Annotated in this window: 17 protein-coding genes; 11 read left to right on the top strand and 6 right to left on the bottom strand. The window is 69.4% G+C overall.

The window, feature by feature from the left end; genetic code table 11:
* Window positions 1-215: 215 nt before the first annotated feature.
* Both ACKOB8_RS15220 and panB read right to left on the bottom strand, forming a co-directional pair.
* Complete coding sequence (locus tag ACKOB8_RS15220) at window positions 216-1,772, bottom strand: CYTH and CHAD domain-containing protein (RefSeq protein WP_526378733.1); 1,557 nt, start codon at window positions 1,770-1,772, stop codon at window positions 216-218.
* 49 nt (window positions 1,773-1,821) lie between these two features.
* Entirely contained in the window at window positions 1,822-2,667 is an 846-nt protein-coding gene (panB, locus tag ACKOB8_RS15215) for a 3-methyl-2-oxobutanoate hydroxymethyltransferase (RefSeq protein ID WP_526378731.1), read from the bottom strand.
* A 154-nt stretch (window positions 2,668-2,821) separates the two neighbouring features.
* Here panB and ACKOB8_RS15210 point away from each other — a divergent pair, with 154 nt between their 5' ends.
* The 3 genes from ACKOB8_RS15210 (at window position 2,822) to ACKOB8_RS15200 (ending at window position 7,457) form a co-directional block, all read left to right on the top strand.
* The gene (locus ACKOB8_RS15210) at window positions 2,822-4,216 is read left to right on the top strand and encodes a WS/DGAT/MGAT family O-acyltransferase (RefSeq protein ID WP_526378729.1); all 1,395 of its coding nucleotides are present in this window, start codon (window positions 2,822-2,824) and stop codon (window positions 4,214-4,216) included.
* A gap of 58 nt (window positions 4,217-4,274) precedes the next feature.
* A complete protein-coding gene (locus ACKOB8_RS15205; protein ID WP_526378727.1) occupies window positions 4,275-5,831 on the top strand; it encodes an alpha/beta fold hydrolase in 1,557 nt (518 codons plus the stop codon).
* 66 nt (window positions 5,832-5,897) lie between these two features.
* Complete coding sequence (locus ACKOB8_RS15200; protein ID WP_526378725.1) at window positions 5,898-7,457, top strand: alpha/beta fold hydrolase; 1,560 nt, start codon at window positions 5,898-5,900, stop codon at window positions 7,455-7,457.
* A gap of 12 nt (window positions 7,458-7,469) precedes the next feature.
* On the opposite strand, the gene ACKOB8_RS15195 is transcribed toward ACKOB8_RS15200, so the two are convergent.
* A complete protein-coding gene (locus ACKOB8_RS15195; RefSeq protein WP_526378723.1) occupies window positions 7,470-7,766 on the bottom strand; it encodes a hypothetical protein in 297 nt (98 codons plus the stop codon).
* 203 nt (window positions 7,767-7,969) lie between these two features.
* Here ACKOB8_RS15195 and glnA point away from each other — a divergent pair, with 203 nt between their 5' ends.
* From glnA to ACKOB8_RS15180, 3 genes are read left to right on the top strand one after another with little or no spacing between them, the layout of a single operon-like run.
* A complete protein-coding gene (gene glnA / locus ACKOB8_RS15190; protein WP_526378721.1) occupies window positions 7,970-9,310 on the top strand; it encodes a type I glutamate--ammonia ligase in 1,341 nt (446 codons plus the stop codon).
* 27 nt (window positions 9,311-9,337) lie between these two features.
* Window positions 9,338-12,337 (top strand): bifunctional [glutamine synthetase] adenylyltransferase/[glutamine synthetase]-adenylyl-L-tyrosine phosphorylase, encoded by a 3,000-nt coding sequence (locus ACKOB8_RS15185; protein ID WP_526378719.1) that lies wholly within the window; start codon window positions 9,338-9,340, stop codon window positions 12,335-12,337.
* Window positions 12,338-12,342: 5 nt separating this feature from the next.
* Window positions 12,343-13,200: a TIGR03619 family F420-dependent LLM class oxidoreductase gene (locus tag ACKOB8_RS15180; RefSeq protein WP_526378717.1), complete on the top strand. Its 858-nt coding sequence runs from the start codon at window positions 12,343-12,345 to the stop codon at window positions 13,198-13,200.
* Between the two features lie 25 nt (window positions 13,201-13,225).
* Here ACKOB8_RS15180 and ACKOB8_RS15175 read toward each other — a convergent pair whose 3' ends face one another.
* Complete coding sequence (locus ACKOB8_RS15175; protein ID WP_526378715.1) at window positions 13,226-14,104, bottom strand: DUF6671 family protein; 879 nt, start codon at window positions 14,102-14,104, stop codon at window positions 13,226-13,228.
* Entirely contained in the window at window positions 14,073-14,369 is a 297-nt protein-coding gene (locus tag ACKOB8_RS15170) for a helix-turn-helix transcriptional regulator (protein WP_526378713.1), read from the bottom strand. The genes ACKOB8_RS15175 and ACKOB8_RS15170 overlap by 32 nt, the downstream gene beginning before the upstream one ends.
* A gap of 92 nt (window positions 14,370-14,461) precedes the next feature.
* Here ACKOB8_RS15170 and ACKOB8_RS15165 point away from each other — a divergent pair, with 92 nt between their 5' ends.
* From ACKOB8_RS15165 to ACKOB8_RS15150, 4 genes are read left to right on the top strand one after another with little or no spacing between them, the layout of a single operon-like run.
* Entirely contained in the window at window positions 14,462-15,991 is a 1,530-nt protein-coding gene (locus ACKOB8_RS15165) for a proton-conducting transporter transmembrane domain-containing protein (RefSeq protein ID WP_526378711.1), read from the top strand.
* The gene (locus ACKOB8_RS15160; RefSeq protein ID WP_526378709.1) at window positions 15,988-18,576 is read left to right on the top strand and encodes a putative inorganic carbon transporter subunit DabA; all 2,589 of its coding nucleotides are present in this window, start codon (window positions 15,988-15,990) and stop codon (window positions 18,574-18,576) included. Before ACKOB8_RS15165 ends, ACKOB8_RS15160 begins: the two co-directional genes overlap by 4 nt.
* On the top strand, window positions 18,573-18,905 hold the full coding sequence (locus ACKOB8_RS15155; RefSeq protein ID WP_526378707.1) for a P-II family nitrogen regulator: 333 nt from the start codon (window positions 18,573-18,575) through the stop codon (window positions 18,903-18,905). The genes ACKOB8_RS15160 and ACKOB8_RS15155 overlap by 4 nt, the downstream gene beginning before the upstream one ends.
* A 46-nt stretch (window positions 18,906-18,951) precedes the next feature.
* Window positions 18,952-19,557, top strand: coding sequence for a carbonic anhydrase (locus ACKOB8_RS15150; protein WP_526378705.1), 606 nt, complete (start codon window positions 18,952-18,954; stop codon window positions 19,555-19,557).
* Window positions 19,558-19,569: 12 nt separating this feature from the next.
* On the opposite strand, the gene ACKOB8_RS15145 is transcribed toward ACKOB8_RS15150, so the two are convergent.
* Entirely contained in the window at window positions 19,570-20,277 is a 708-nt protein-coding gene (locus ACKOB8_RS15145; RefSeq protein ID WP_526378703.1) for a hypothetical protein, read from the bottom strand.
* 934 nt (window positions 20,278-21,211) lie between these two features.
* Here ACKOB8_RS15145 and ACKOB8_RS15140 point away from each other — a divergent pair.
* Complete coding sequence (locus ACKOB8_RS15140; RefSeq protein WP_526378701.1) at window positions 21,212-23,668, top strand: hypothetical protein; 2,457 nt, start codon at window positions 21,212-21,214, stop codon at window positions 23,666-23,668.
* The last annotated feature ends 373 nt before the right edge of the window (window positions 23,669-24,041 follow it).

Genomic DNA, 24,041 nt, shown 5'->3' with positions numbered 1-24,041 from the left:
CCCGCACAGCAGCCGAACTGTCGCGATTCCGATAGCTGGCAGCCGCAGATCGTCCGCAGATCGTCCGCAGCATTATCAACGCCGCCCGAATCTGCCAACAAGATCAACTGTTCTGAACTGGACAAATTGATTCCACCAACGCTCCTTGATGCACTAAACGCCCAGATAACAGAATCCGGCTTACAGGCCAACTCGTCCGCCCCGCCCGGGGCGACTCAGGAGCGGCGGGACTTGCGGACGCTGCGGCGCAGGGTCTTGAGCGCTCCGTCGAGCCGCTCGCGGCACTCGCGTGCCAGGTCGGACTCCTGCTGGTAGAGCACCCCGTAGGTGAAGGTGTCCTCGCCGGCGGCGTGGGCGGTGTCGGTCTGCTGGAGCAGGTGCACGCGGCTGACCACGCTGTCCTGGTGATCGCCGAGCAGACTCTGGATCTCCTTGGAGTGTTCGGAGACCTCGACGTCGCCGGTCGCCGCGGCGACGTAGCGTAATCTCTTGGCGGCCTTGCGGATTCGGTGCAGCGCGTCGTCACGGTTGGTTTCGGCGGCTTCCCTGGCCGCCTTGGTGGCGTTGCGCACCCGTCGGTAGCTGGACGCGATGGTCGCCGGCGGGTGGCTGTCGGCGCCCTCGGACTCGGGGGGTGAGGCCACCACGAGCGCATCGAGCGCATCGAGAAGCCGGAAGTAGCGCTCCGATCGCAGTGCGCTCAGTGACCGGCGCCAGCCGGCGTCATACCGGCGGCGGGCACCGCCGACCAGACGATCGTGCACCGGGCCGCGAACCAGGTTCGCCGGCAGGGCCTGCAGGGCGTCGTGGTATCGCGCGGCGAGCACTTCGGCGTCGCGGGCCACTCCCAGGACGGCGGCCAACTCACGCAGCTCGCCCAGAATCCAGGCGTCGTCGGTGAGCCCGAAGGCGTTTTCGGAGGCTTGCAGCAGGCTGCGGATCTGGCGGGTCGCCACCCGCATCTGGTGTACCGAGTCCTCGGCGTCGGCCCGTACCCCGCGGTCCCACTCCAGCAGTCGTTCGATCTGTCCGGCCACCGCGCGGTGCACCGGGTCGGCGAGCGGGGCCTTCTGCGGCGGCACCTTCGCGCCGAGCACCCTGGCCAGCTTGGAACCGTGAGCGGCGGGGCTGGCGCCGGCGTCGGCGAGTCGATTGGCGAGTCGATCGAGCAGCCCGGACGGGTCCTCGGCGGTGGGGTCGGTCAACTCCAGTTCCCATTCCCGCCAGCGGTCCTCCTCACCGGCGGCCTGGTCCCCGCCGGGGTCGAGGGTGCGTGCGCTGACCCGGTCGTCGCAGAACTCGGCCAGCGCGGTCCCGTCGGGCCCGTACAGCACGGTCACGTCGCGGGTGGTTGCCACGTGGGCCACCGGCGCGAGGCGCCGGTCACGCACGATGGCCCGTACGACGTCGAGCAACTCCTCGGGCGGGCCGGATGCGCCCGCACCGGCGGGCTCCAGCGACGCCCGGACCTCCGTTCGGGCCTCCGGGGTGCCCGATCCCGATGCGGGCGGGAGCTTGAGATGCCATCCCGCGTCGGGTCCGCCGGTGCGGCGGCGCAGCGTGACCCGGCGTGCCGCCAGGGCGTAGTCGGCGGTGTCGAAGTACACGGCGTCGAGTGACTGGGTGGGTAGCTTCTCGACCCCCGCCACTGCCGCGAGACCTTCGAAGGACGGGGTGACCCCTGTCCCGGGCCCATCAGGGGCAACGTCGCAGGGAACGGCGAATTTGCGCTCCAGTTCGAGGTGGCGTGTCGGGCCGCCGTGTTTCGGCATCCGCTCAGGGTCGCATATCCGGGTGAACAGCCGTGCCGCGGTCAGCGGGTCAGAAGCTGTGCTCCTCGGCCGGGAACGTCCCGCCGGCGACCTCTTCGGCGTACCGGGTCGCAGCGCGGCGCAGTTCGCCGCCCACGTCGGCGAAGCGTTTGACGAACTTGGCGGTCCGACCCTCGGTCAGCCCGGCCATGTCCTGCCACACCAGCACCTGGGCGTCGCAGTTCGGCCCGGCCCCGATGCCGATGGTCGGAATCGTCAGCTTGCCGGTGATCTGGGTGGACAGTTCGGCGGGCACCATCTCCATGACCACAGCGAACGCGCCGGCTTCCTGGACGGCGATCGCGTCGGCGATGGTCTGCTCGGCCGCATCGCCGCGGCCCTGCACCCGGAAGCCACCCAGGCCGTTGACGCTTTGCGGGGTGAAGCCGATGTGGGCCATCACCGGCACGCCCGCGGCGGACAGGGCGGCGATCTGAGCACTGACCCGCTCGCCGCCCTCGAGTTTGACCGCGTGCGCGCCGGCCTCCTTGAGGAATCGGATCGCGGTGCCCAGGGCCTGCTCGGGCCCGGCCTCGTAGCTGCCGAACGGCAGATCGGCGACCACCAGTGCCTGGCGGGCGCCGCGGGCCACACCCCGAACCAGCGGAATCAGCTCGTCCACCGTGACCGGCACGGTGGTGTCGTGGCCGTACACCACGTTGGCTGCGGAGTCACCGACCAGCAGCACCGGGATGCCGGCGTCATCGAAGATCCGGGCGGTGGAGTAGTCGTAGGCGGTGAGCATGGCCCACTTGTGGCCCTCGGCCTTCATGCGCTGAAGGTGGAGGGTCCGGATCCGGGAGGGAGGGGATGCGGGTGCAGAAGCGTCGGACCCGCCGTACGGGTTATCAGACATGGCTGTTTCCCAGTGTTCGTCGGATCGATCCTCGTGGCCCGTTGCGGGTCCCCGGGTTCGGGTTGACCCCTCCAGTGTGCCACCGGCGCGCTCCGCCGTGGCAACTACGCGGTAGTGCGTTTGCTCACAACCCCGCGGCCCTACGATCGGGGTCATGCAGCGGCTCAGCGGGCTCGACGCCAGCTTCCTCTACCTGGAAACCTCGACGCAGCCGCTGCACGTCTGCTCGGTGCTGGAACTGCAGACCGCCACGATTCCCGGCGGCTACAGCTTCGACCGGCTGCGCGATGAGCTGGCGGTGCGGATCACCGCGATCCCCACCTTCCGGGAGCGGCTGGCCAACAGCTTCCTCAACCTCGACCATCCGGTCTGGGTCGAGGACACCGAGTTCGACGTGGACCGTCACCTGCACCGCATCGGTCTGCCCGCGCCCGGTGGGCGCGAGGAGCTGGCCGAGATCTGCGGGCATCTGGCGTCGCTGCCGCTGGACCGGCGCCACCCGCTGTGGGAGATGTGGGTGATCGAGGGACTCCGGGGCGACGACGCCCGCCACGGCGGACGGCTGGCGGTGCTGACCAAGGTGCACCACGCCGCCGTCGACGGTGTCACCGGGGCCAACCTGATGTCGCAGCTCTGTTCGGTCGAGCCCGCCGCGCCGCCGCCGGATCCGGTACAGGCCACCGGCAACACCAATGCACTGCGGATCGCCCTGGGCGGGCTGGGCCGGTTCGCCACCCGCCCGATCAGTCTGGCGACCAGCGTGCTGCCGGCCACGGTCTCCACGGTGGTCGACACGGTGCGCCGGGCGGCCGGCGGCCGGGCGATGGCCAACCCGTTCGCCGCCCCTGCGACGCCGTTCAACGCGAGCATCACCGCGCACCGCAACGTCGCCTTCAGTCAACTGACTCTGGCCGACATCAAGAAGGTCAAGGACCGCTACGGGGTCAAGGTCAACGACGTCGTGATGGCCCTGGTGTCCGGGGTGCTGCGGAAGTTCCTGCTCGATCGCGGCGAGCTGCCCGACTCCAGTCTGGTCGCCATGGTCCCGGTCTCGGTGCACGACCGGTCCGACCGTCCCGGGCGCAACCAGGTGTCGGGCCTGTTCTCCAGCCTGCACACCGAGATCGCCGATCCGGCCGAGCGGCTGATGGCGATCGCGGAGGCCAACACCGTCGCCAAGGAGCACAGTTCGGCGATCGGAGCCACCCTGCTGCAGGACTGGAGCCAGTTCGCCGGCCCGGCGGTCTTCGGGGTGGCGATGCGGGTGTACGCGCGCACCCGGCTGACCGAACGGCCGGTGCACAACCTGGTGATCTCCAACGTGCCCGGACCCCAGATTCCGCTGTACTTCCTGGGCGCCGAGGTGGAGGCGATGTACCCGCTGGGCCCGATCTTCCACGGCGCCGGGCTGAACATCACCGTGCTGTCGCTCAACGGGAAACTCAATGTCGGGCTGATCTCCTGCCCGGAGTTGCTGCCGGACCTGTGGGACCTCGCCGACGGCTTTGTCACCGGAATCTCCGAGTTGCTGGCAGCCCCCAAGACGTGACGGCGCTCCGCCGGTCGGCCTGCCTGCGTATTCGGGACGACATGGCAGCATGTTGGGCATGAGGCCCTATCCCCGCACCCGTGCCGTGCCCGCCGCACTGGCACCCGTGACCACCGTCATAACCACCGCTGCCCTGCTCGCCGCCAGTGCGGGCTGCAGTGCGGTGGTGGGCGGGCGCGCGGTGGTGGCCGAGCTGCGGATCGGCGAGCCGGTGGCCTGGACGAATTGCGGCGTGGGCGGCGGCGGGGGAGAAGCGCTGCCGATCCCGGCGGGCGCTCAGTGCGGCAAGATCGCCGTCCCGGTGGACTACGCGCGTCCCGACGGCCCGACGGCGACGCTGGCCCTGATCCGGTTTCCGGCGACCGGCGAGAGGGTCGGGTCGCTGCTGATCAATCCGGGCGGGCCGGGGGAGTCGGGTATCGAAGCGGCAGCAGGCATCGTCGAGAATCTTCCCCGAAGCGTGCGCGAGCGCTTCGACCTCGTCGGGTTCGACCCCCGCGGGGTGGGCGCGTCCACCCCGGCGCTGTGGTGCAACTCCGACGCCGACAACGACCGGCTGCGTGCCGATCCGCAGGTCGACTACAGCCCGCAGGGCGTGCAGCGCATCGAGGGCGAGACCAAGGCCTTCGTGCAGCGCTGTGTCGACAAGATGGGCACCGACTTCCTGGCCAACATGGGCACCGCCAGCGTCGTCAAGGACCTCGACGCGCTGCGGGCGGCGGTCGGCGACGAGAAACTGAATTACGTCGGCTACTCCTACGGGACGCGCATCGGCTCGGCGTACGCCGAGGCCTTCCCGGATCGGGTGCGGGCGATGATCCTCGACGGCGCGGTGGACCCCAACGCCGACCCCATTCAGTCCGACATCGACCAGGCCGCGGCGTTCCAGCAGGCGTTCAACGACTACGCCGCCGACTGTGCCCAGAACCCGGACTGCCCGCTGGGCACCGACCCGGCCAAAGCCGTCGACGTCTACCGCGGCATGGTCGACCCCCTCGTCGACGAACCCGCCCCGACCCGTGATCCGCGCGGACTCAGTTACGGCGACGCCCTGATCGGGACGATCATGGCGCTCTACTCGCCGAGCCTGTGGCGTCACCTGACCCAGGGGCTCACTGAGATGACCAGTGGGCGCGGCGACACCCTGCTCGCCCTGGCCGACATGTACATGCGGCGCGACGCCCAAGGTCGCTACACCAACGCCACCGATGCGCGCATCTCGGTCAACTGCGTCGACCAGCCTCCGATCAGCGATCGGGCCAAGATCGCCGAGGAGGACCGTCAGCTTCGCGAAGCCGCGCCGTTCATGAGCTACGGCGACTTCACCGGTCACGCCCCGCTGAGCGCCTGTGCGTTCTGGCCCGTGCCGGCGACGAGCACCCCGCACGCCGTGAGCGCACCCGGGCTGCCGCCGGTGCTGGTGGTCTCCAGCACCGGTGACCCGGCCACTCCCTACCAGGCCGGTGTGGATCTCGCCAAGCAGCTCGGCGGTGCGCTGCTGACGTTCAACGGCACCCAGCACACCGTGGTGTTCCAAGGTGAGCAGTGCGTCGACGACTATGCCGCGGCCTACCTGGTCGACCTGACGCTGCCGCCGCCCGACGCGACGTGCTGAACTGCCGCCCTTCCGATACCGGGACGTGACCGCCGGGCGCATCGGCCTACGTTCTGAGATGACACGATGTCGGGCGTGCCACGCTCGATCCGGGGCGCCGGGGTCCCGACTGCCCGGCTGTTAGCCGCACTGCGCGCCTGCGCGTCTGTGGTGAGTGTGGTTGTGGCCGTGGGGATCACAACGGGACCGGCGCAGGCTTCACCTGACATGGGTCAGACCACGACGCCACAACCGGTGTGGCGTGGCTGCGAGGAGTTCATCACCGACGCCTTCCTGCCCACCGCCCAGTGCGCCACCATCTCGGTTCCGGTCGACGACGCCGATCCCGCCGGAGAGCAGGCCGAGTTGGCCATCATCAAAATCCCGGCGGAGGGCCGTCGACTCGGTGTACTACTGATGAATCCCGGCGGTCCGGGGGGATCCGCCGTCGACTCGGTGGTCAACCTCGCCGACGCGCTCAGCGGCAGCCCGGTCGCCGAGCACTTCGATCTGGTCGGCTTCGATCCGCGCGGCGTCGGTCACTCCGCACCGCAACTGCGGTGTCGCACCGATGCGGAGTTCGACGCGTGGCGGCGCGAGTCGATGGTCGACTACAGTTCCGCCGGCGTGGCCGCCATCGACGACCTCAACCGCTCGCTGGCGCAGAAATGTCTGGACCGGATGGGCAAGACTTTCCTGGCGGGGGTCGGAACCGCCTCCGCGGCCAGGGACATGGATCTCGTGCGCCGGGCCCTCGGCGAGGACCAGATCAACTATCTGGGCTACAGCTACGGCACCCTGCTCGGCTCGGAGTATCTCGACCAGTTCCCCACCCGGGTGCGCACCATGGTTCTCGACGGGGCGGTCGATCCCGCCCGCGATCCGGTGGACGCCGTCGTCGACCAGATGGCCGGTTTTCAACTGGCGTTCACCGAGTACGCCGCGGACTGCGCGGAGTCACCGGCCTGCCCGCTGGGCACGGACCCCGACCAGTGGGTCAACCGCTTCCACCGCCTGGTCAACCCTCTGGTGGCAGCGCCCGCCCCGACGTCGGATCAGCGCGGCCTGAGCTACGCCGACGCGATCACCGGAACCGTCAATGCGCTCTACACGCCGCAGTACTGGAAGTACCTGACCAGCGGGCTGAGCGCCCTGCAGCGTGGCACGGAGGCCGACGACCTGCTGGTCCTCGCCGACGACTACGAAGGCCGCGACGACGACGGTCATTACGACAACGGCCAGGACGCCTTCAACGCGATCCGCTGCGTCGACTCCCCGACGCCGGCGGACCCGGCCGTCTGGGTGGAGGCCGATCGGCGCGCGCGGGAGGTGGCTCCGTTTTTGTCCTACGGGGACTTCACCGGCTACGCCCCGCGCGATCTGTGCGCGTTCTGGCCGGTACCTCCGACCTCAGCGCCTCGTGCGGCCCAACCCGCGCCGCCGGGCAGTGCCGTCGTGGTGTCCACCACCCAGGACCCGGCGACCCCCTACGCGGCGGGGGTCGACCTGGCCCGGCAGCTTCAGGCACCGTTGATCACCTTCGACGGAACCCAGCACACCGTGGTGTTCGACGGCGACGACTGTGTGGATGACGCGGTGATCGGCTACTTCGTCGATCGCGTGGTTCCGGGCAACATCTTCTGCTGAGGGCGACCCCCGTTACCCGGACCCGTCGTCCCCGCCGGGTCCGCCGCCACCCGGGCCGGACCCGCCCCCGCCGCCGGGCCCGCCACCGCCGGGCGGGTTCCCCCCGGGAGGGGGATCCGACGGCCTGGGATCCGGTGTCTCGTTCGCGGTGGTGACCGGATCGTCGCAGCCGACTCCCAGAAGATCGCTCGGATCGCTGCCCGCGCAGTACGGCGGCGGCGTGGGGTCGGGGTCCGCGATCGCCGCCGCGGTGGACGTGGACGCCAGCGCGCCGATCAGCGCGGCGGCGCCGAGAAGCTTCTTGATCATCCTGGCTCCTTGTCCGACGCCGATTGCTCGCCGCCAACGCTAGCAGCGCCGCGCGGACCGAACCGTACGTTCGGTACTAACTTTAGCCCGCTCGGCGCGCCGCTGCCCCTACCGTCTCTAGCTGCTGAAACGACGTCCGAGCGGATAACTGCGGGTGCCGTCGCTGTAACACGGCGTTAACACCCGCTGCCTACGCTCGCATCATGGACCGCCAGAAGGAATTCGTGTTGCGCACCCTCGAGGAGCGGGACATCCGCTTCGTCCGGCTGTGGTTCACCGACGTGCTCGGGTTCCTCAAGTCCGTCGCGATCGCGCCCGCCGAACTCGAGGGCGCCTTCGAGGAGGGCATCGGGTTCGACGGGTCCTCGATCGAGGGCTTCGCGCGGGTCTTCGAATCCGATACGGTAGCCCGTCCGGACCCCTCGACTTTCCAGGTGCTGCCCTGGACCACCAGCACCGGCGACCATCACTCCGCCCGAATGTTCTGCGACATCACGATGCCCGACGGCTCACCGTCGTGGTCGGACAGCCGACACGTGCTGCGCCGGCAACTCGCCAAGGCCAGCGATCTCGGGTTCTCCTGCTACGTGCACCCCGAGATCGAGTTCTTCCTGCTCGAGCCGGGACCCTACGACGGGTCGGTGCCGGTCCCGGCCGACAACGGCGGATACTTCGACCAGGCCGTGCACGACTCGGCTCCGCACTTCCGTCGCCACGCCATCGACGCGCTCGAGCAGATGGGACTCTCGGTCGAGTTCAGCCACCACGAGGGGGCGCCCGGCCAGCAGGAGATCGATCTGCGCTACGCCGACGCCCTGTCGATGGCCGATAACGTCATGACCTTCCGCTACGTGGTCAAAGAGGTCGCGCTGGCCGAAGGGGTTCGCGCGTCGTTCATGCCCAAGCCGTTCGCCGAGTATCCGGGTTCGGCGATGCACACGCACATGAGCCTCTTCGAGGGGGAGACCAACGCCTTCCACAGTCCCGAGGACCCGCTGCAACTCTCCGATGTCGCCAAGTCGTTCATCGCCGGGATCCTCGAGCACGCCACGGAGATCAGCGCGGTCACCAATCAGTGGGTGAACTCCTACAAGCGACTTGTCCACGGCGGCGAGGCGCCGACCGCGGCGTCGTGGGGCGCGGCCAACCGCTCGGCACTGGTGCGGGTGCCGATGTACACCCCGCGCAAGGCGTCCTCGCGGCGCATCGAGGTGCGCAGCCCGGACTCGGCGTGCAACCCCTACCTCACCTTCGCCGTTCTGCTCGCCGCCGGACTGCGCGGGATCGAGAAGAACTACGTCCTGGGACCCCAGGCGGAGGACAACGTGTGGACGCTGACCCCCGAGGAGCGGCGCGCGATGGGCTATCGCGAGTTGCCGTCCAGTCTCGGGGTGGCACTCGGGGAGATGGAGAAGTCCGAACTTGTCGCCGAGGCTCTCGGCGAACACGTTTTCGACTACTTCCTGCGCAACAAGCGCGCCGAGTGGGAGGAGTACCGCAGCAACGTGACTCCCTTCGAGCTCAAGAGGTATCTGTCTCTCTGATGCCGGTCCGGCCGCTGCGCTACCGTCGTGAACGTGGCCAAACCCGCGACGGAGCGCCCGCGGCTGCCCAGCGCGGGCAGGCTGGGATTGGTCGAACCCACCGCGCCTGCTGACCTGGCCAGGCTGGGATGGGATTCCGACGAGCACATCGAACTGCTCTGGTCGCTGTCTCGGGCACCGGACGCCGACGCCGCCCTGCGGACGCTGACCCGGCTGGCCGACGCGCTCGGGGACGACTGGCACCAGCTCGACGCGGCGTTGCTCAAAGACCGGTCCCTGCGTGGCCGGCTGTTCTCGGTGGCGGGATCCTCCCTGGCGCTGGGCGATCACCTGGTGGCCAACCCGCGCTCGTGGCAGCTGCTCGAATCTGTGGTGAACCTCCCCGGGTCCGACGAACTGCGCCGAGCCTTCAGTGGCGGTATCGCCGAACTCGGCACGGTACCCGAGGTGGTGATGCCCGGGCTGGCCAAGATCTACCGCGATCACCTGCTGATCCTGGCCGCTCTCGACCTGGGGCCGACCGTCGAGAACGAACCCGTCCTTCCGTTCGCGGCGATCGGGGCGCATCTGGCCGACCTCGCCGATGCGGCGCTGGAGGCGGCCCTGCAGGTCGCCGTGGCGACGGTGTGCGGATCGGCGCCGCCGCCGCGGCTTGCGGTGATCGCCATGGGGAAGAGCGGCGCGCGGGAGCTGAACTACGTCAGCGACGTCGACGTCATCTTTGTCACCGACGAAGCCGACGCCCGAACCGACCGGGTGGCCGGGGAGATGATGCGCCTGGCGTCGGAGGCGTTCTTCGAGGTCGATGCGGCCCTGCGTCCGGAGGGTAGGCACGGCGCGCTGGTGCGGACGCTGGACTCGCACGTCGCCTACTACCAGCGATGGGCCAAGATGTGGGAGTTCCAGGCGCTGCTGAAAGCCAGGCCCGCGGTCGGTGACGCCGAACTGGGCCGGCGTTACATCGAGGCGCTGGCGCCGATGGTGTGGACGGCCTGCGAGCGTGAGGATTTCGTCTCCGAGGTGCAGGCGATGCGCCGGCGGGTGGAGTCTCTGGTGCCCGCCGACGTGCGCGAGCGAGAGATCAAACTCGGCTCAGGCGGACTGCGCGACGTCGAGTTCGCCGTCCAGCTGCTCCAGCTCGTGCACGGCCGCACCGACGAGGCCCTGCATGTCTCCTCGACGGTGGACGCGCTGGCCGCGCTGGGAGCGGGTGGGTACATCGGGCGCGACGATGCGGCGAATCTGACGGCCTCCTATGAGTTCCTTCGGCTGCTCGAGCATCGGTTGCAACTGCAGCGGCTGCGCCGCACCCACCTGCTGCCCGCCGCCGAGGACGACGAGGCGCTGCGCTGGCTGGCCCGGGCGGCGCATGTGCGCCCGGATGGGACCCGGGACGCGCTCGGCGTACTGCGCGAGGAACTCAAGCGCCAGCACCTGCGGGTCTCCCGGCTGCACGCGAAACTCTTCTATCAACCGCTGCTGGAGTCGATCGGACCGTCGGTCGGTCTGACGCCCGGGATGTCACCGCAGGCGGCCGAGCGACAGCTCGCCGCACTGGGATACGAAGGCCCGCAGAGCGCGCTGACCCACCTGGGCGCGCTGATCACCCAGAGCGGGCGTCGCGGCCGGGTCCAGGCGGTGCTGCTGCCGCGCCTGCTGGATTGGCTCTCCGACGCCCCCGATCCCGACAGCGGGCTGCTGGCCTACCGCCGGATCAGCGAGGCGCTGGCCGATCAGCGCTGGTATCTGGCCACGCTGCGGGACGAGAGCGCGGTGGCCAAACGGCTGATGCGCGTACTGGGGACCTCCGCCTTCGTCCCGGATCTGCTCATGCGGGCGCCCGAAGTGATCCAGCACTACGCGGACGGACCCACCGGCCCCAAACTGCTCGACGCCGACCCCGGCGGAATCGGCCGGGCGCTGATCACCTCGGCCGGCCGCCATCCCGACCCGGCCCGGGCAATCGCGGCGGCACGGTCGCTGCGCCGGCGCGAACTGGCCCGGGTCGCCTCGGCCGATCTGCTCGGCATGCTCGAGGTGCCGCAGGTGTGTTCGGCGCTGACGTCGGTCTGGGTCGCGGTGTTGCAGTGCGCGCTCGACGCGGTGATCCGCGACAACATGCCCGCGGCTGCCCCGAACGCCCCAGGCGCCCCGGAAGTATCGCCTCCGGCCGCCCTCGCGGTCATCGGGATGGGCCGGCTCGGCGGTGGTGAACTCGGCTACGGTTCGGACGCCGACGTCATGTTCGTCTGCGAGCCGGCCGAGGGCGTCGAGGAGTCGGTCGCCGTCAAGTGGTCGGCGACCGTTGCCGAACAGGTTCGGACGCTGCTCGGAACGCCCAGTGACGATCCACCGCTCGACGTTGACGCCAACCTGCGGCCCGACGGCCGCAACGGGCCGCTGGTGCGCACGCTGGGCTCGTATGCGGCCTACTACCGGCAGTGGGCTCAGCCGTGGGAGATCCAGGCGCTGCTGCGGGCGCACGCGGTCGCCGGCGATCCGGACCTCGGGCTGCGCTTTCTGCTGATGGCCGACAAGACCCGCTACCCCGAGGGCGGGGTGACACCGGCGGCCGTGCAGGAGATCAGACGGATCAAAGCCCGCGTGGACGCCGAGCGACTGCCGCGCGGTGCGGACCCGAATACGCACACCAAACTCGGCCGCGGTGGGCTCGCCGACGTCGAGTGGACGGTTCAGCTGATGCAGTTGCGTCACGCCCACGAGGTGCCCGCCCTGCACACCACCTCGACGCTGGAGGCGCTCGACGGCATCGCCGCAGCCGAACTCATCGCCGAGTCCGACGTCGCCCAGTTGCGCGAGGCGTGGCTGACGGCGACCAGGGCACGCAATGCGCTGGTGCTGGTACGCGGCAAACCCTCCGATCAACTGCCCGGTCCGGGTCGGCAACTCAATGCGGTGGCGGTCGCCGCGGGCTGGCCCGACGACGACGGCGCGGAGTTCCTCGATCACTACCTCCGCGTCACCCGGCGCGCCAAAGCCGTCGTGAACACGGTGTTCGGGAGTTGACGCGGATGCAGTTCTACGTGAGCAGCGCCTTTCTCGAGACCTCGGAAACCGTCGAGATCGCCAGGGCCGCCGACGAACTCGGCTACCAGGGAATGGCCATCCCCGATCACGTGGTGAACCTCGAGACGCTGGCCACGCCGTACCCCTACACCGACGACGGGCAACGCCGCTGGCAACCCTTCACCCCGTGGCCCGATCCGTGGGTGCTCGTCGGTGCCCTTGCTCAGGTCACCGAACGGCTGAAGTTCGTCACCACCGTCTACATCCCCGGGATGCGCGACCCGTACTCGGCGGCCAAGGCCGTCGGAACCGCCGCCTGCCTGGCCGGCGGCCGGGTGGAGCTCGGCATCGGCGTCGGCTGGTGCGAGGAGGAGTTCACCCTGCTCGGCCAGCGGTTCGCCGACCGCGGCCGGCGCACCGACGAGATGCTGGAGCTGATGAAGGCGTTGTGGCAGCCCGGCTGGACGGAGTTCGAGGGGGAGTTCTACCGCACCCCTCGACTCGAGATGACGCCCACCCCGCCGCGGATACCGATCTACGTCGGCGGGCTCTCGGATATCGCCCTGCGCCGCGCGGCGCGCAACGACGGCTGGATCGGCGACCTGATCGGACTGGACCAGGCCATCAGCTGCGCACACCGGATCCGGCAGTTGCGCGCCGACAAGGGCTTGGGCATGGACGATTTCACGATCATCACGCCGCTGACCGATGCGTTCACCGTCGAGCACTTCGCGCGTGCGCGCGAGGCGGGGATCACCGCGGTGCTGACGATGCCGTGGATGTACTACCACGGCCCCACCGCGACGCTGGAGCAGAAGATCGACGGGATGCGGCGCTTCCGTCGCGATCTTGCGCTGGACTGACGTCCCCGCGCATGTCCGGGCGGCATCAGGGGTTGCAGTTCGGGCAGTCGGCCGGGTCGGCCAGCGACTCGGTCACGCTTCGCGCGAGTCGGTGGGCGCAGGACGCACACCCGTGGATCTCGTTGTTCGGCAGGGGTGTCGGCGTCGCACACATCCGACAGGGCAGACCGGACTCCGTGGCGATCCTGCCGAACCCCGGGGTTCGGCAGGCCGGACAGCGCGTCGCCAGCCGGTGGGCCAGCGTCACGCCGAGTCGTTCCAGGATCAGCCGGCGGCTCGGGTTGTGCTGGGCGCGCAGGTCCGGTTCGACCGCCGCCAGCCCGTCGGCGGACCGGCTGGTCGCCGACTCGACGGCCCGGCGCAGTGCGGTGGTGTCGGTGATGCCTTTGATCGTCGCGGCGGCCGTGCCCGGTAGTGGGTTGTGCGGCCGCACGATCAGCGCCTGGCCGGGCAGTCCGGCGATCAGCGAATCCGGAACCTCGTCGCCGTGCTCGACCAGCTGGCTACTTCCGGGCAGCGATGGGGTGCGGAGGCCCTCGAGGACCTCGATGCCCCGCAGATCGTCACAGAACAGCAGGATCTCCTCGTGCCCCGGCAGTCCAGACCCGGGCAGCGGACCGTAGCTCGCTTCGCTGGCGACCCCGCAGGCGAGGCCGGTGACGTGCATTGCCAGCCTCGCCTTGGCCCGGGCCGCCTCCACGGCCGTGCCGGTCCGGGGAGTCTCGCCGGTGAAGGTGCCGAACTGGTCGGTGTCGAGGTCCGCGGGTGTGCGAAGGACGGCGCCCAGAATGCGGTGGAAAGCCGGTTCGAGCTGGGCCTGCTTGCCGTGCTTGGTACCAACCGCGATCAGCCGACCGAGGTAGGGGGAGCGCTCAGGCGGCTCCGTCGGCCCCCCGTTGCTCACGGAGGACATCGAGAATCTCGCCGATGTGGTGCCCGCGCTCGACCGGGTGGCGCAGCGGGCGATCGGAGCGGACCCGGTAGGAGTTGCGCCGCCCCTCGCGGAGCCGATCCAGGTAGCCGGCGTCGACCAGGTCGCTGACGATCCGCTGGGCGGCTCGCTCGGTCACCCCCACCCGCGCGGCAACGTCGCGAAGCCGGATGCCCGGGTCCCGGGCGATGCACAGCAACGCGTGCGCATGGTTGGTCAGGAAGGTCCACTCGGCCATAACTGAAGTTTACGTCGCTGTTGGCGTCCGACACGACACGAATAATCACAGATATTTAACACAGGTAACATAAAACATGTAATATACATCGCATGTTGACCGTGCAAGCCCTGCTGACGGCGGTGATCGCCCTCCCTGCACTGACCGCTGCCTGGGCGTTCGGTCCGGGTCGGCGTACACCCCGGCTGACCGGTCAGCTCGGGGCGGCGGTCGCCGGCGGGGGATTCCTGGGCGCCGTCGTCCTGGCGATCGGCTCCCGCCACGGCGGCGTCTCGACCGCCCTCGGGCCGATCGAGTTCGCTGCGGACCGACTCGGGGTGGTCCTGCTGATGCTGGTGTTCGGTGTCAGCGCGATCGCGCAGTCCTTCGCCGTCCGCTACCTGGCCGGCGATACCCGTGCGGCATGGTTCGCCGCCGGGGCCGGGCTGCTCACGGCGGCCTCAGCCGGCCTGGCGACGGCGGCCACCCTCGTCGGGCTGGCGCTGTGCTGGACGCTCGCCGGGGCGGCCCTGTGCCTGCTGCTGGCGACCTACCGGCAGTTGCCGGCCGCCCGCGACGGTGTGCGCCGGACCGCCGCGGCATTTCTGGTCGGCGATCTGGCGCTCTGGACCGCCGTGGTGCTGGCCACAACGACCTGGGGGCCCGTGAAGCTCGCGGCGATGAGCCCCGACCAGTTCAGCGGGCCGCTCGTGCCGGTCGTCGGCATCCTGGTCGTACTGGCCGCGCTGTCCCGCTCGGCGCAGATTCCCTTCCACCGCTGGCTGCCCGCCACGCTGGCGGCGCCCACCCCGGTCTCCGCGCTGCTGCATGCCGGCGTGGTCAATGCCGGCGGCATCCTGCTGATCCGGCTGGCCCCGATGGCCGCCGACGACCTCGCCCGGCTGCTGATCGTCCTGGCCGGTGTGGCCACGATGATCTACGGCGCGACGATCATGCTGGTCAAGCCTGACATCAAAGGTGCCCTCGTGCACTCGACGACCGCCCAGATGGGCTTCATGATCCTGACCTGCGGCCTGGGACTGTGGATCGCCACCGTCGTCCATCTGGTGGCGCACGGTTTTTACAAGGCGACGCTGTTCCTGGCCTCCGGTTCGGCGATCGCTCAGGGCCGGCGCGCGCGTTCGATGCCCCCGGCGCGCCCGCTCGGCGAACTGCGCACCGTCGTCCACGCCGCAACGGCGGTGTTCCTTCCGGCCGCGGCACTGGCTCTCGCTCTGATCGTGAGCCCGGGCAGCTCCCTGTCACCCGACCAGCGCACCGCCGAGAAGGCGCTGCTGGTCTTCGCCTGGGTGACCGGCGCGGCGGTCACCTGGGGCTGGCTCAAGCGCCGACCGGGCCTGCCCGGCATCGTCGGGGGATCGGCCTTCCTCATCCCGGTGGCCCTCGGCTACGTCGCGGTCATCCACGCGATCGGTGACTTCCTCGCCCCGTCCATGCCGCAGAGCGCACTGCCGGCGCCGGTGGTCTGGGCGGTGATCGCGGCGAGCCTGGTGCTCCTCGGGCTGCTGGCGGCGGCCCGCCGGGCCGACTCGACCGGCCGGCTACAGCGTGCGCTTTACAGTCGCGCGCTCAGCGCAGGCCACATCCCCACCCCACCCGCCATGGCAGGAGCATCCTCGTGAGTCCAACGTCAACCGTCGCGGTCGACTCCGTGACGCGCCGCGCCCAGCTACGCAGCGACGTCTCGCTGGCATCCCGCGTCGTGCCCACCCACTACCCGCTGGAAACCTTCATCGCGGTCAATCCCCTTGCCGGACTGGAGAGCATGCCCTTCGAGCAGGCGATCCAGCGGGCGGGTGATCTCTACGGCATCCGCGGGACCGTCGGCGAGGCTGCGTTCCGTCGCCTCTACAGCGACGGCCGGATCACCGACCGGGACCTCGATTGCGCGCTGTCGCGGCGGTACCCAAATCTGGTCGGCGCACCGGAGCTGAGCCTGGGTCGCGACGTCAGACCCCTGGATCTGCTCCGCGCGGACCTGCTGCACGGGATCGGCGGGCCGGCTCCGCAACGGCTGCTCGAGACCTGCGCCGAGCAGCGCGGGTCGCATGTTGCCGGCACCGTCGATGCGCAGACCTCGAAGTGGTGCGCCGCATTCTTCGGAGACGGCGCCTGGCCGATGCCCGGTCGGGAGGAGGGTTTCTACTCCGCCTGGATGGCGCTGGCGCCCTTCGACCGGACGCTGCCGCGCCCCGCACGGGCGGACCTGCGCAAGGTGCCGGGATGTCCCGAGGACGCAGTTCTGCACGCCCTGGCCCGGCTCGATGTCGACGACGACAGCCGGATCGCCTACCTGCAAGCCCACCTCACCCGGATGCCCGGTTGGGCCGCCCACATTCAGTGGTGCGCCCAGACCGGCGATGCTCCCATCGACCTGCTTCAGTACCTCGCGATGCGACTCTCCTACGAGGTGGTGCTGCTCGCCCGCGACACGCGCTCCCAGCCTCGGTTGCCGAACACCGAGTCGCCCGCGGGACGGATTCCTTCAGCGCGCGACCGGGCGGCTCACCTGGTCGCCGAGCTGGGTCTGACGGCGGGTGCGGCTGAACTCACCGCCGCAGCGCGGATCCTTACCGCCCTTCCGGTGACAGCGCGGGAAGGGCTGTGGCAGAACGCCTTCGAAGCCGGTTACCGCAACCGGTTACTGGCGACGCTATCGGCCCCGGCCGACGCGCGCCAGACGAGTGACCCGGCCCGCCCGGACGCCCAGCTGGTGTGCTGCATCGACACCCGCTCGGAGGGCCTGCGGCGGCATCTCGAGTCGCTCGGGCCCTACCAGACGCTCGGCTTCGCGGGGTTCTTCGCCGTCTCGATCAGATTCACCGACCTGCTCGGAGGCAAGCCCAGCGATCTCTGCCCGGTCCTGATCTCGCCGGCCTACGACGTGTGCGAACTCCCGGCGCCGAACGCCGGCGACGCGGCCGCCCGGCAACTGGCCGGGGCCTCCCGGATCGCCGGAGCCGAATCCGCGTTCCACGCCGCCAAGGACGCCTTCGCGGCGCCCTTCACGCTGGCCGAGGCGGCCGGATTCGCCGCCGCACCGCTCGCGGCGGCCAAGACTCTCGCACCCTCCTTCAGCGCCGGTGTCCGCCACCGGTTGCGCGACACGATCGCACCACTCGCTCCGACGGTGCTCGACCTCGACGCGATGCCGACCGAGGACCGGATCTTGTTCGCCCAGGTCGCGCTCACCATGATGGGACTCACCACCGGGTTCGCCCGCACGGTCGTGCTCTGCGGCCACGGCAGCACCACCGAGAACAACCCCTACCAGGCGTCGCTGGACTGCGGCGCGTGCGGCGGACAGCAGGGCGGTCCGAGCGCGCGGACCGCGGCGACCATTCTCAACCAGCCGGAGGTCCGGGCGGGCCTGCGTGATCTGGGGATCGAGATCCCCGCAGACACGATGTTCTTCCCCGCTCAGCACGACACCGCGACCGATAGGGTGGCGCTGCTCGATGCCGAGGCGATCCCACCGAGCCGTCGGGACGACATCGCGCGACTGCGCGCCGATCTGGAACGCGCGGGATCTCTGCTGGCCGCCGAGCGGTGTGCCACGCTACCCGGCGCGTCATCGACGCCGTCCCCGGGCAGGGCGGCCCGTCATGTCGCCGCCCGGTCCTCGGACTGGGCGCAGGTCTACCCCGAATGGGGCCTGGTCAACAACGCCGCCTTCGTGGTGGCTCCCCGCGACGTCACCCGCGGCATCGACCTTCAGCGCAGGACATTCCTGCACTCCTATGAGGCCGATGTCGACCCGGACGGCGCGGCTCTGGAGACGATCCTCACCGCGCCTCTGGTCGTCGCACAGTGGATCAACTGCCAGTACTACTTCTCTGCGGTGACTCCGGAGCGCTTCGGCGCCGGAACCAAGACCATCCACAACGTGGTGGGCAGCGCCGGGGTGGTCGCCGGTCACAGCGGTGACCTGCTGCTGGGACTCCCGTGGCAGTCGGTCTCAGATGGTGAGCGACTGCTGCACGAGCCGCTGCGCCTGATGGCGGTTGTCCAGGCGCCCTTGACGCGCATCGACATGATCATCGAGCGCAATCCGATCCTCCAGCAGCTTTTCGGCAATGACTGGGTGGCGCTGGCGGCTCGGGGCAAGCCGAGTGATGAATGGAAGCGCTGGAGCCGGACCGGCTGGAGCGCGTGGTCCCAATCGCGTTGTCCGGGAGATGTTTTAGAGAAGGAGATGGTTCCATGACAGCCACGTACTCACCCGCCCTTACCAAGATGACCAAGGTGGAGGTGGTCGTCTCCGGAGCGGATGCCGCGGCCGTTCGCGACCTCATCAAGAGTGTGGGCGCCACGGGTTTCACCAGCGTGTCGGGCGTGTCCGGGCTGGGCCATCACGGCTACCGGCAGGGCCGACTGCTGTTCAACCAGCAGGCCGCATTGGAACTGATCATCACCGTGGTGCCCGATTCCAAGATCGAAGCCCTGCTGGCCGGGCTTCGGCCGCTGCTCGACGCCTCGTCCGGGGTGATGTTCGTGACCGAGACCTTCGTCAGCCGACCCGATTACTTCAGCTGACCCGCACATCAGTGAGCACTAACCGACAAACAGGGAGGTAGAAAAAATGACCGATCCGCTCACCACCTGGAAACGCCTGCGATCCGGCAACGAGCACATCGTGCTGCCGGTCGGAGCAGAGGACGGTGCCAGGGTCGACAAGCCGCTGGCCGTGGTCTTCCGGTGCGCCGACGCGGCCCTGCCCAGCGAGCTGGTCTTCGGCCAGCGCTGGGGATCGCTGATCGACGTCAGCACCTGGGGTCATGTCATCGACGCCGGCGTGACCGCGACCCTGGAGTACGCCGTGGAGACACTGGAGGTCCCGCTGATCGTCGTCCTCGGTCACGAGGGCTGCCGGGCGATGCAGGAGGCGATGCGAGCCTGGACCGAGGCTGCTCTCCCGTCGGGATCCACCCGGATCGCCGTCGAGCATGCCATCGGCTCGATGATGCGCCGCGGCATGGGCAAGGACTCGCTGCAGGCGGTCACCGCCGCGCACGTCTCCGAGACCGGTCTGGCGCTACTCGAGCGCTCCCCGGTGATCGCCCGCCATGTCGATGCCGGTCGGTGCGGGATCGTCTGCGCCACGACCGACGCGCACGGCCGGGTGCGCCCCTACGCCACCGTGGGCGCGGTGGGGGAGGACGCACAGTCGCTGCTGGAGAGCGTCTGACGGTGCGTACCGCTAGCGGGCGTTGAACCCCGGTTCGGCCAATTCGGCCGGGGTCAGGGCATCGCTGGGCGGTGGTATCACCGCGGGCGCCGACTCGGCAGGCAGTGCCGGCGGCGGGGCGGTCTCGACCTGCTGGGTGTCGAGCGTGTTGGGTACATAGGGCGGGGGCACCTCGACCACATACGGCGGCGGGACGGGTGCCTCAGCGCGGGTCTCCGCGGGTGCCAGCGGCAGCGGCGGTCCACTGGTCTTGGCCAGACCGAAGGGAATGTTGAGGACCTGCGGTTCGATGCCGCAGGCGCCGCCGCTGGCGATACTGGCGTTGCCGGTGAGGTTGGTGGCGTCCCACGAGTAGGTGTTGACACCCGGTGCCGTGGACCCGTCGGTGCAGATGATCGCGTCGGGCTGGTCGGCGAACAGAGTCCATGAGCCCACCGCCCAGTAGGCGTTAGCGCTCCACGGAGCCCGCATCCCGTTTCCGGTTTCAGCGACGTTGACGCAGTGCAGGCTGTCCTCGGCACAGGGGGTGACGGTCCAGGTCGCCGACTCCCCGTCCTCCGCGTCGAAAACGTAGGTGCCCAGCGCGTTGGGGTCTGCCAGCGGCCCCGTCGGCTCGGGGTCCTCCGCCGCTGCGGACCCGGCGAGGCCGAGGGCGGCGCCGGCGCACAGGACCAGCGCTGTCGCTGCGGTGGTAGCGGCAGTGGCGGCAGTCTTCTTCATGGCACTCCTTGTTTTGCCCGGGTATCGCCTGTACGCGCGTCCGCAGTATTCCACCATGCTGGCGGCTTTCCTGCACGGTCGACGGCCCCGGCGCCCGGAGCCGCCACGCCGAGACCTGCTCATTTTCGGCCCAGCTTGCAGTTATCCGAATCTCAGGTTATGTTTGCTGTGCAGGGCGGTGGTTCCACCGGACAATGGGGAGTCTGGGTCCATCGCCCTGCTTTTATGTCTCCCGGCAGCCACGTGGGATATCTGGATCAAAGTTTGCCAGAGACGCGGGTCACACCGGCCCGGGCTCGGTGACGCCAACCCGGCGTAAATGCGATATGGTCGGCCCACGCCGGCACAGCATCCGTGCGGGCGTGAGCCGGCAACGGGAGCGAACGTGGCAGCGCGTACGACAGCGGCCCGCAGGGTGCGCGGCGGTGCGCGTGTCGGGGTTGCGGCGCTCGCCCTCGGCATGTCCCTGGCCGGGCCACAGACACCGCCGCCGGCCACCGCAGATTCCGGTGGTGACCCCGATACCGGTCAGGTTCTTTCCGGGTCGCAGCGTCCGGAGCAGTCCCGCGCGGCCCAGCGTTACGGCGCGACTCGTTCCGACAGGGCGGTGGGCAGCATCCCGACGGCACCGAAGCCTGCCGCGACCACCGGTCAGCAGGGCCGTAGCGAGGGTGCTGATCGACCGGCACCGCGGGGAGCGGCGAGCACCGCCGGCGCCAAGGCCGGAAATCGGCACGCGCGGGTGCCGGTCGGGCCGGCGGTCGCGCCGGGTGCCGTCGCCCCGGACGCAGCCCGTGTGCCGTCCCCGGCGAGCGCACCGACAGCGGCCGAAGCCATCCCCGCCACCGCGGCAGCGACTGCGATGCAGTGCCGGAGATGCTCGGTTGGCGAGCCCGCTCCGGCGACAGAGGCGACAGAGGCGACAGTGGCGACAGTGGCGACAGTGGCACCGGCGCCGACGGCCTCGGCGATGGGTATCGCCGGGGTCGTCGACCGGATCGGGAAGTGGCTCACCGACCTTCCCGCCACGCCGGTCAGCGACTTTCTGTCCGGGGCGCTGCTGATGCTGCGGCGCGCCGTTGCGCCCGCGATCCCGGTCACCAAAGACCGGACGGCGTCATCGACTGCAGACGGCAACGGCCCCGTTCTCACCGGCATCACCAGCACGCCGGGGAGCAGATCGCTCGTGCTGACCTTTGACGGACCGCTGATCGCGAGCACGGCGACGGATTTGGCCAATTACCGAATCACCGCGCCCGGCTGCGGCAATCCGGAGATCGTGACGTCGAGCGGTCCGGCCCTGAAGATCGTGGCAGCGCAGTACGGCGACGCGCAGGTCACCTTGACGCTCGCCCGCCCGCTGTTGCAGGGGACGTTCTACCGCATCTTCATCAACGGCAGCCTGCCCATCATCAGCGGTGACCCGAACTCGAATCCGCTGACCGGTTCCGACGGAAAAACCTACGACGGCGACAACGACGACACGGCCGGCGGAGACTTCTACGGGTTGTTCGCCGTCGGGCGCAGTCTGAACTTCACCGATTCCGACGGGGATCGGGTGGCGTTGTCGGCTATCGGCGGAAGCGGCATCAACGTCTGGCGTGAACTCAATGGCGACATCGACCAGATCACCGTGCTGCCCGGCGCCAGTAGCCTCTCCGGCTCGGTGTTCGCCGGCTGCGGGAGCGCCGGCAAGGTCTACATCGGTTCGGTGACCATCCCCGTGCCGGTGCCGCTGGAACTCAACGGCGCCGTGGATAACCTGCCGCAGTCATTCCAGATGGTGCCGCGCAGAGGACTGCCTCCGCCACCGCCGGTGCCGACTGCCGCGTCGCCGGACCCGGTGACGGCCACCAGCGAGAACCTGCCCTACACGCTGAACATCGCTCCCGTCAGCGCTCCCGGGATCACGAACCTGCCGGGTCTGCAGGGCAGCGTCTATGCCCAGACGGCTCCGACGTCCGACTATCCCAGCGGACTGTGGCTGGTATTCGGCGGGCGCACCAACGGCCTGCACAACTTCGTACCCAGCGGCGAGCAGAGCTTCCCGCCGAGCTTCCAGAACAACGTCGTCTACGTCATCAACCCGGTCGACTGGCAGGTCTGGTCACTGCCGTGGAGTCAGACCGATGTGCCGGCTTCGGTGTACAGCCCCCTGAGCTCGGCCGATCAGCAGTACTTCCAGAAAGATGACACGCTGTACATCTCGGGGGGCTATTCCGTGCCCGGCACGGCGAACTTCACCGGTGACGTCAGCGCGGCGAGCACGACCATCACCGTGACCAGCGGCCTGGAGAACCTGGCGGTCGGGCAGCGCGTCTCGGGGGTATTGCCCTTCCCGTCCGGTCAGGCAATCTTCCCCGTCGGGACGACGATCACGGCCATCAACGGCAACACCGTCACGACAAGCCGTGACACCGAAGCCGAGGGGACCGGTGTCACCTTCGCCGCGTTCACCAGAGAGTTCACCACCTACGACACGCTTACGGCCCTCAGTGTCGCGGGATTGGCGCAAGCGGTCATCGACGGTGGTGAGGTGGCTCGGCTGGCCAGGATCCGCCAGATGTCCGATCCGCGGCTGGCGGTGACGGGCGGTGGGATGGCGACCCTGAACGGCCGGACCTACCTGGTGTTCGGACACAACTTTCAGGGCGGCTACAACGGGCGGACGGCCAACATCGCCCAGGTCTACACCGACGAGGTCCGCAGCTTCCGCATCATCGACACCGGACGTGGTCTGGCCATCACCGACTACCGGGCCCAGCGCGATCCGGTGGACTTCCGGCGCCGGGACGGCAACCTGGTCAGCTTCATCGGGAGTGCCGGCCAGGACGAACTGGCCTATCTCGGCGGTGTCTTCACGGTGGGCCAAACGGAGACCGGCTACCAGGCGCCGATCCTGATCGGCTCCGACGGCGTCGCCCGGATCGACGCGGGCTATCAGCAGTACTTCAACCAGTACACGACCGCGAACATCCCGCTCTATGACCGACGCTCCGGTTCGATGTACACCGTGCTCATCGGCGGAATCAGCCTCTACTACTACGCCGACGGCGTGCTCACCGAGGACACCGGACTTCCCTGGGTGGACAACGTAACCTCGCTCGTGCGGTCCCGCGACGGGTCGTTCCAGGAGTACTCCATGTCGCCCATCCCGGCTGTCACCGCAGGCGGCACCGGCTATTACGGCGCAGGCGCGAACTTCTTCAACAATCAGGCGCTGAGCACCCGCCGCAACGGCGTCATCTCGCTCAACGATCTGCGCGGTCCCACGGTGCTGGGTTACATGTACGGCGGAATCTATTCCACCGTGCCCGCGACGGGCAACAACACCTTCAGCCAGACCGGAGCATCGAACCAGGTGTTCCAGATCACCCTGACTCCGACCTGATCCCGACCCTTCCCGGCGGATGTCGCTCCGCGGTGTGCGCTGTCCTTTTTCTCTGTCCTGCTTTTTGAGGACACACGGTTCATCCACCGGATGGGCGTTCCCGGGTACAGACTTTGCCTCGCCGTTCGCGGATCGTAGAGGTATCGCCGGGACAACCTCCGGTGCACGCGAAACGAACGGAAGAGCTGAGAACAATGCAGAAGCAGAACCAGAACCTGAACCAGACCCCGAGCCAGAACCCCGTGGCCGGCACGCGCCGTATGGCACGCCTGGTCGCAGGCGCCCTGATCGCTCTGGGTGTGGCCGGAGGCGGCTCGCTAGGGCTGACCGCGGTCGCCTACGCCGACTCAGGCCAATCGGTCACCCAGGACAG

This window comes from Mycobacterium sp. (assembly GCF_046091765.1).
GTDB lineage: Bacteria > Actinomycetota > Actinomycetes > Mycobacteriales > Mycobacteriaceae > Mycobacterium.
The sequence above is the reverse complement of the archived record's forward strand: the minus strand, read 5'-3'. Positions and strand labels throughout refer to the sequence as shown.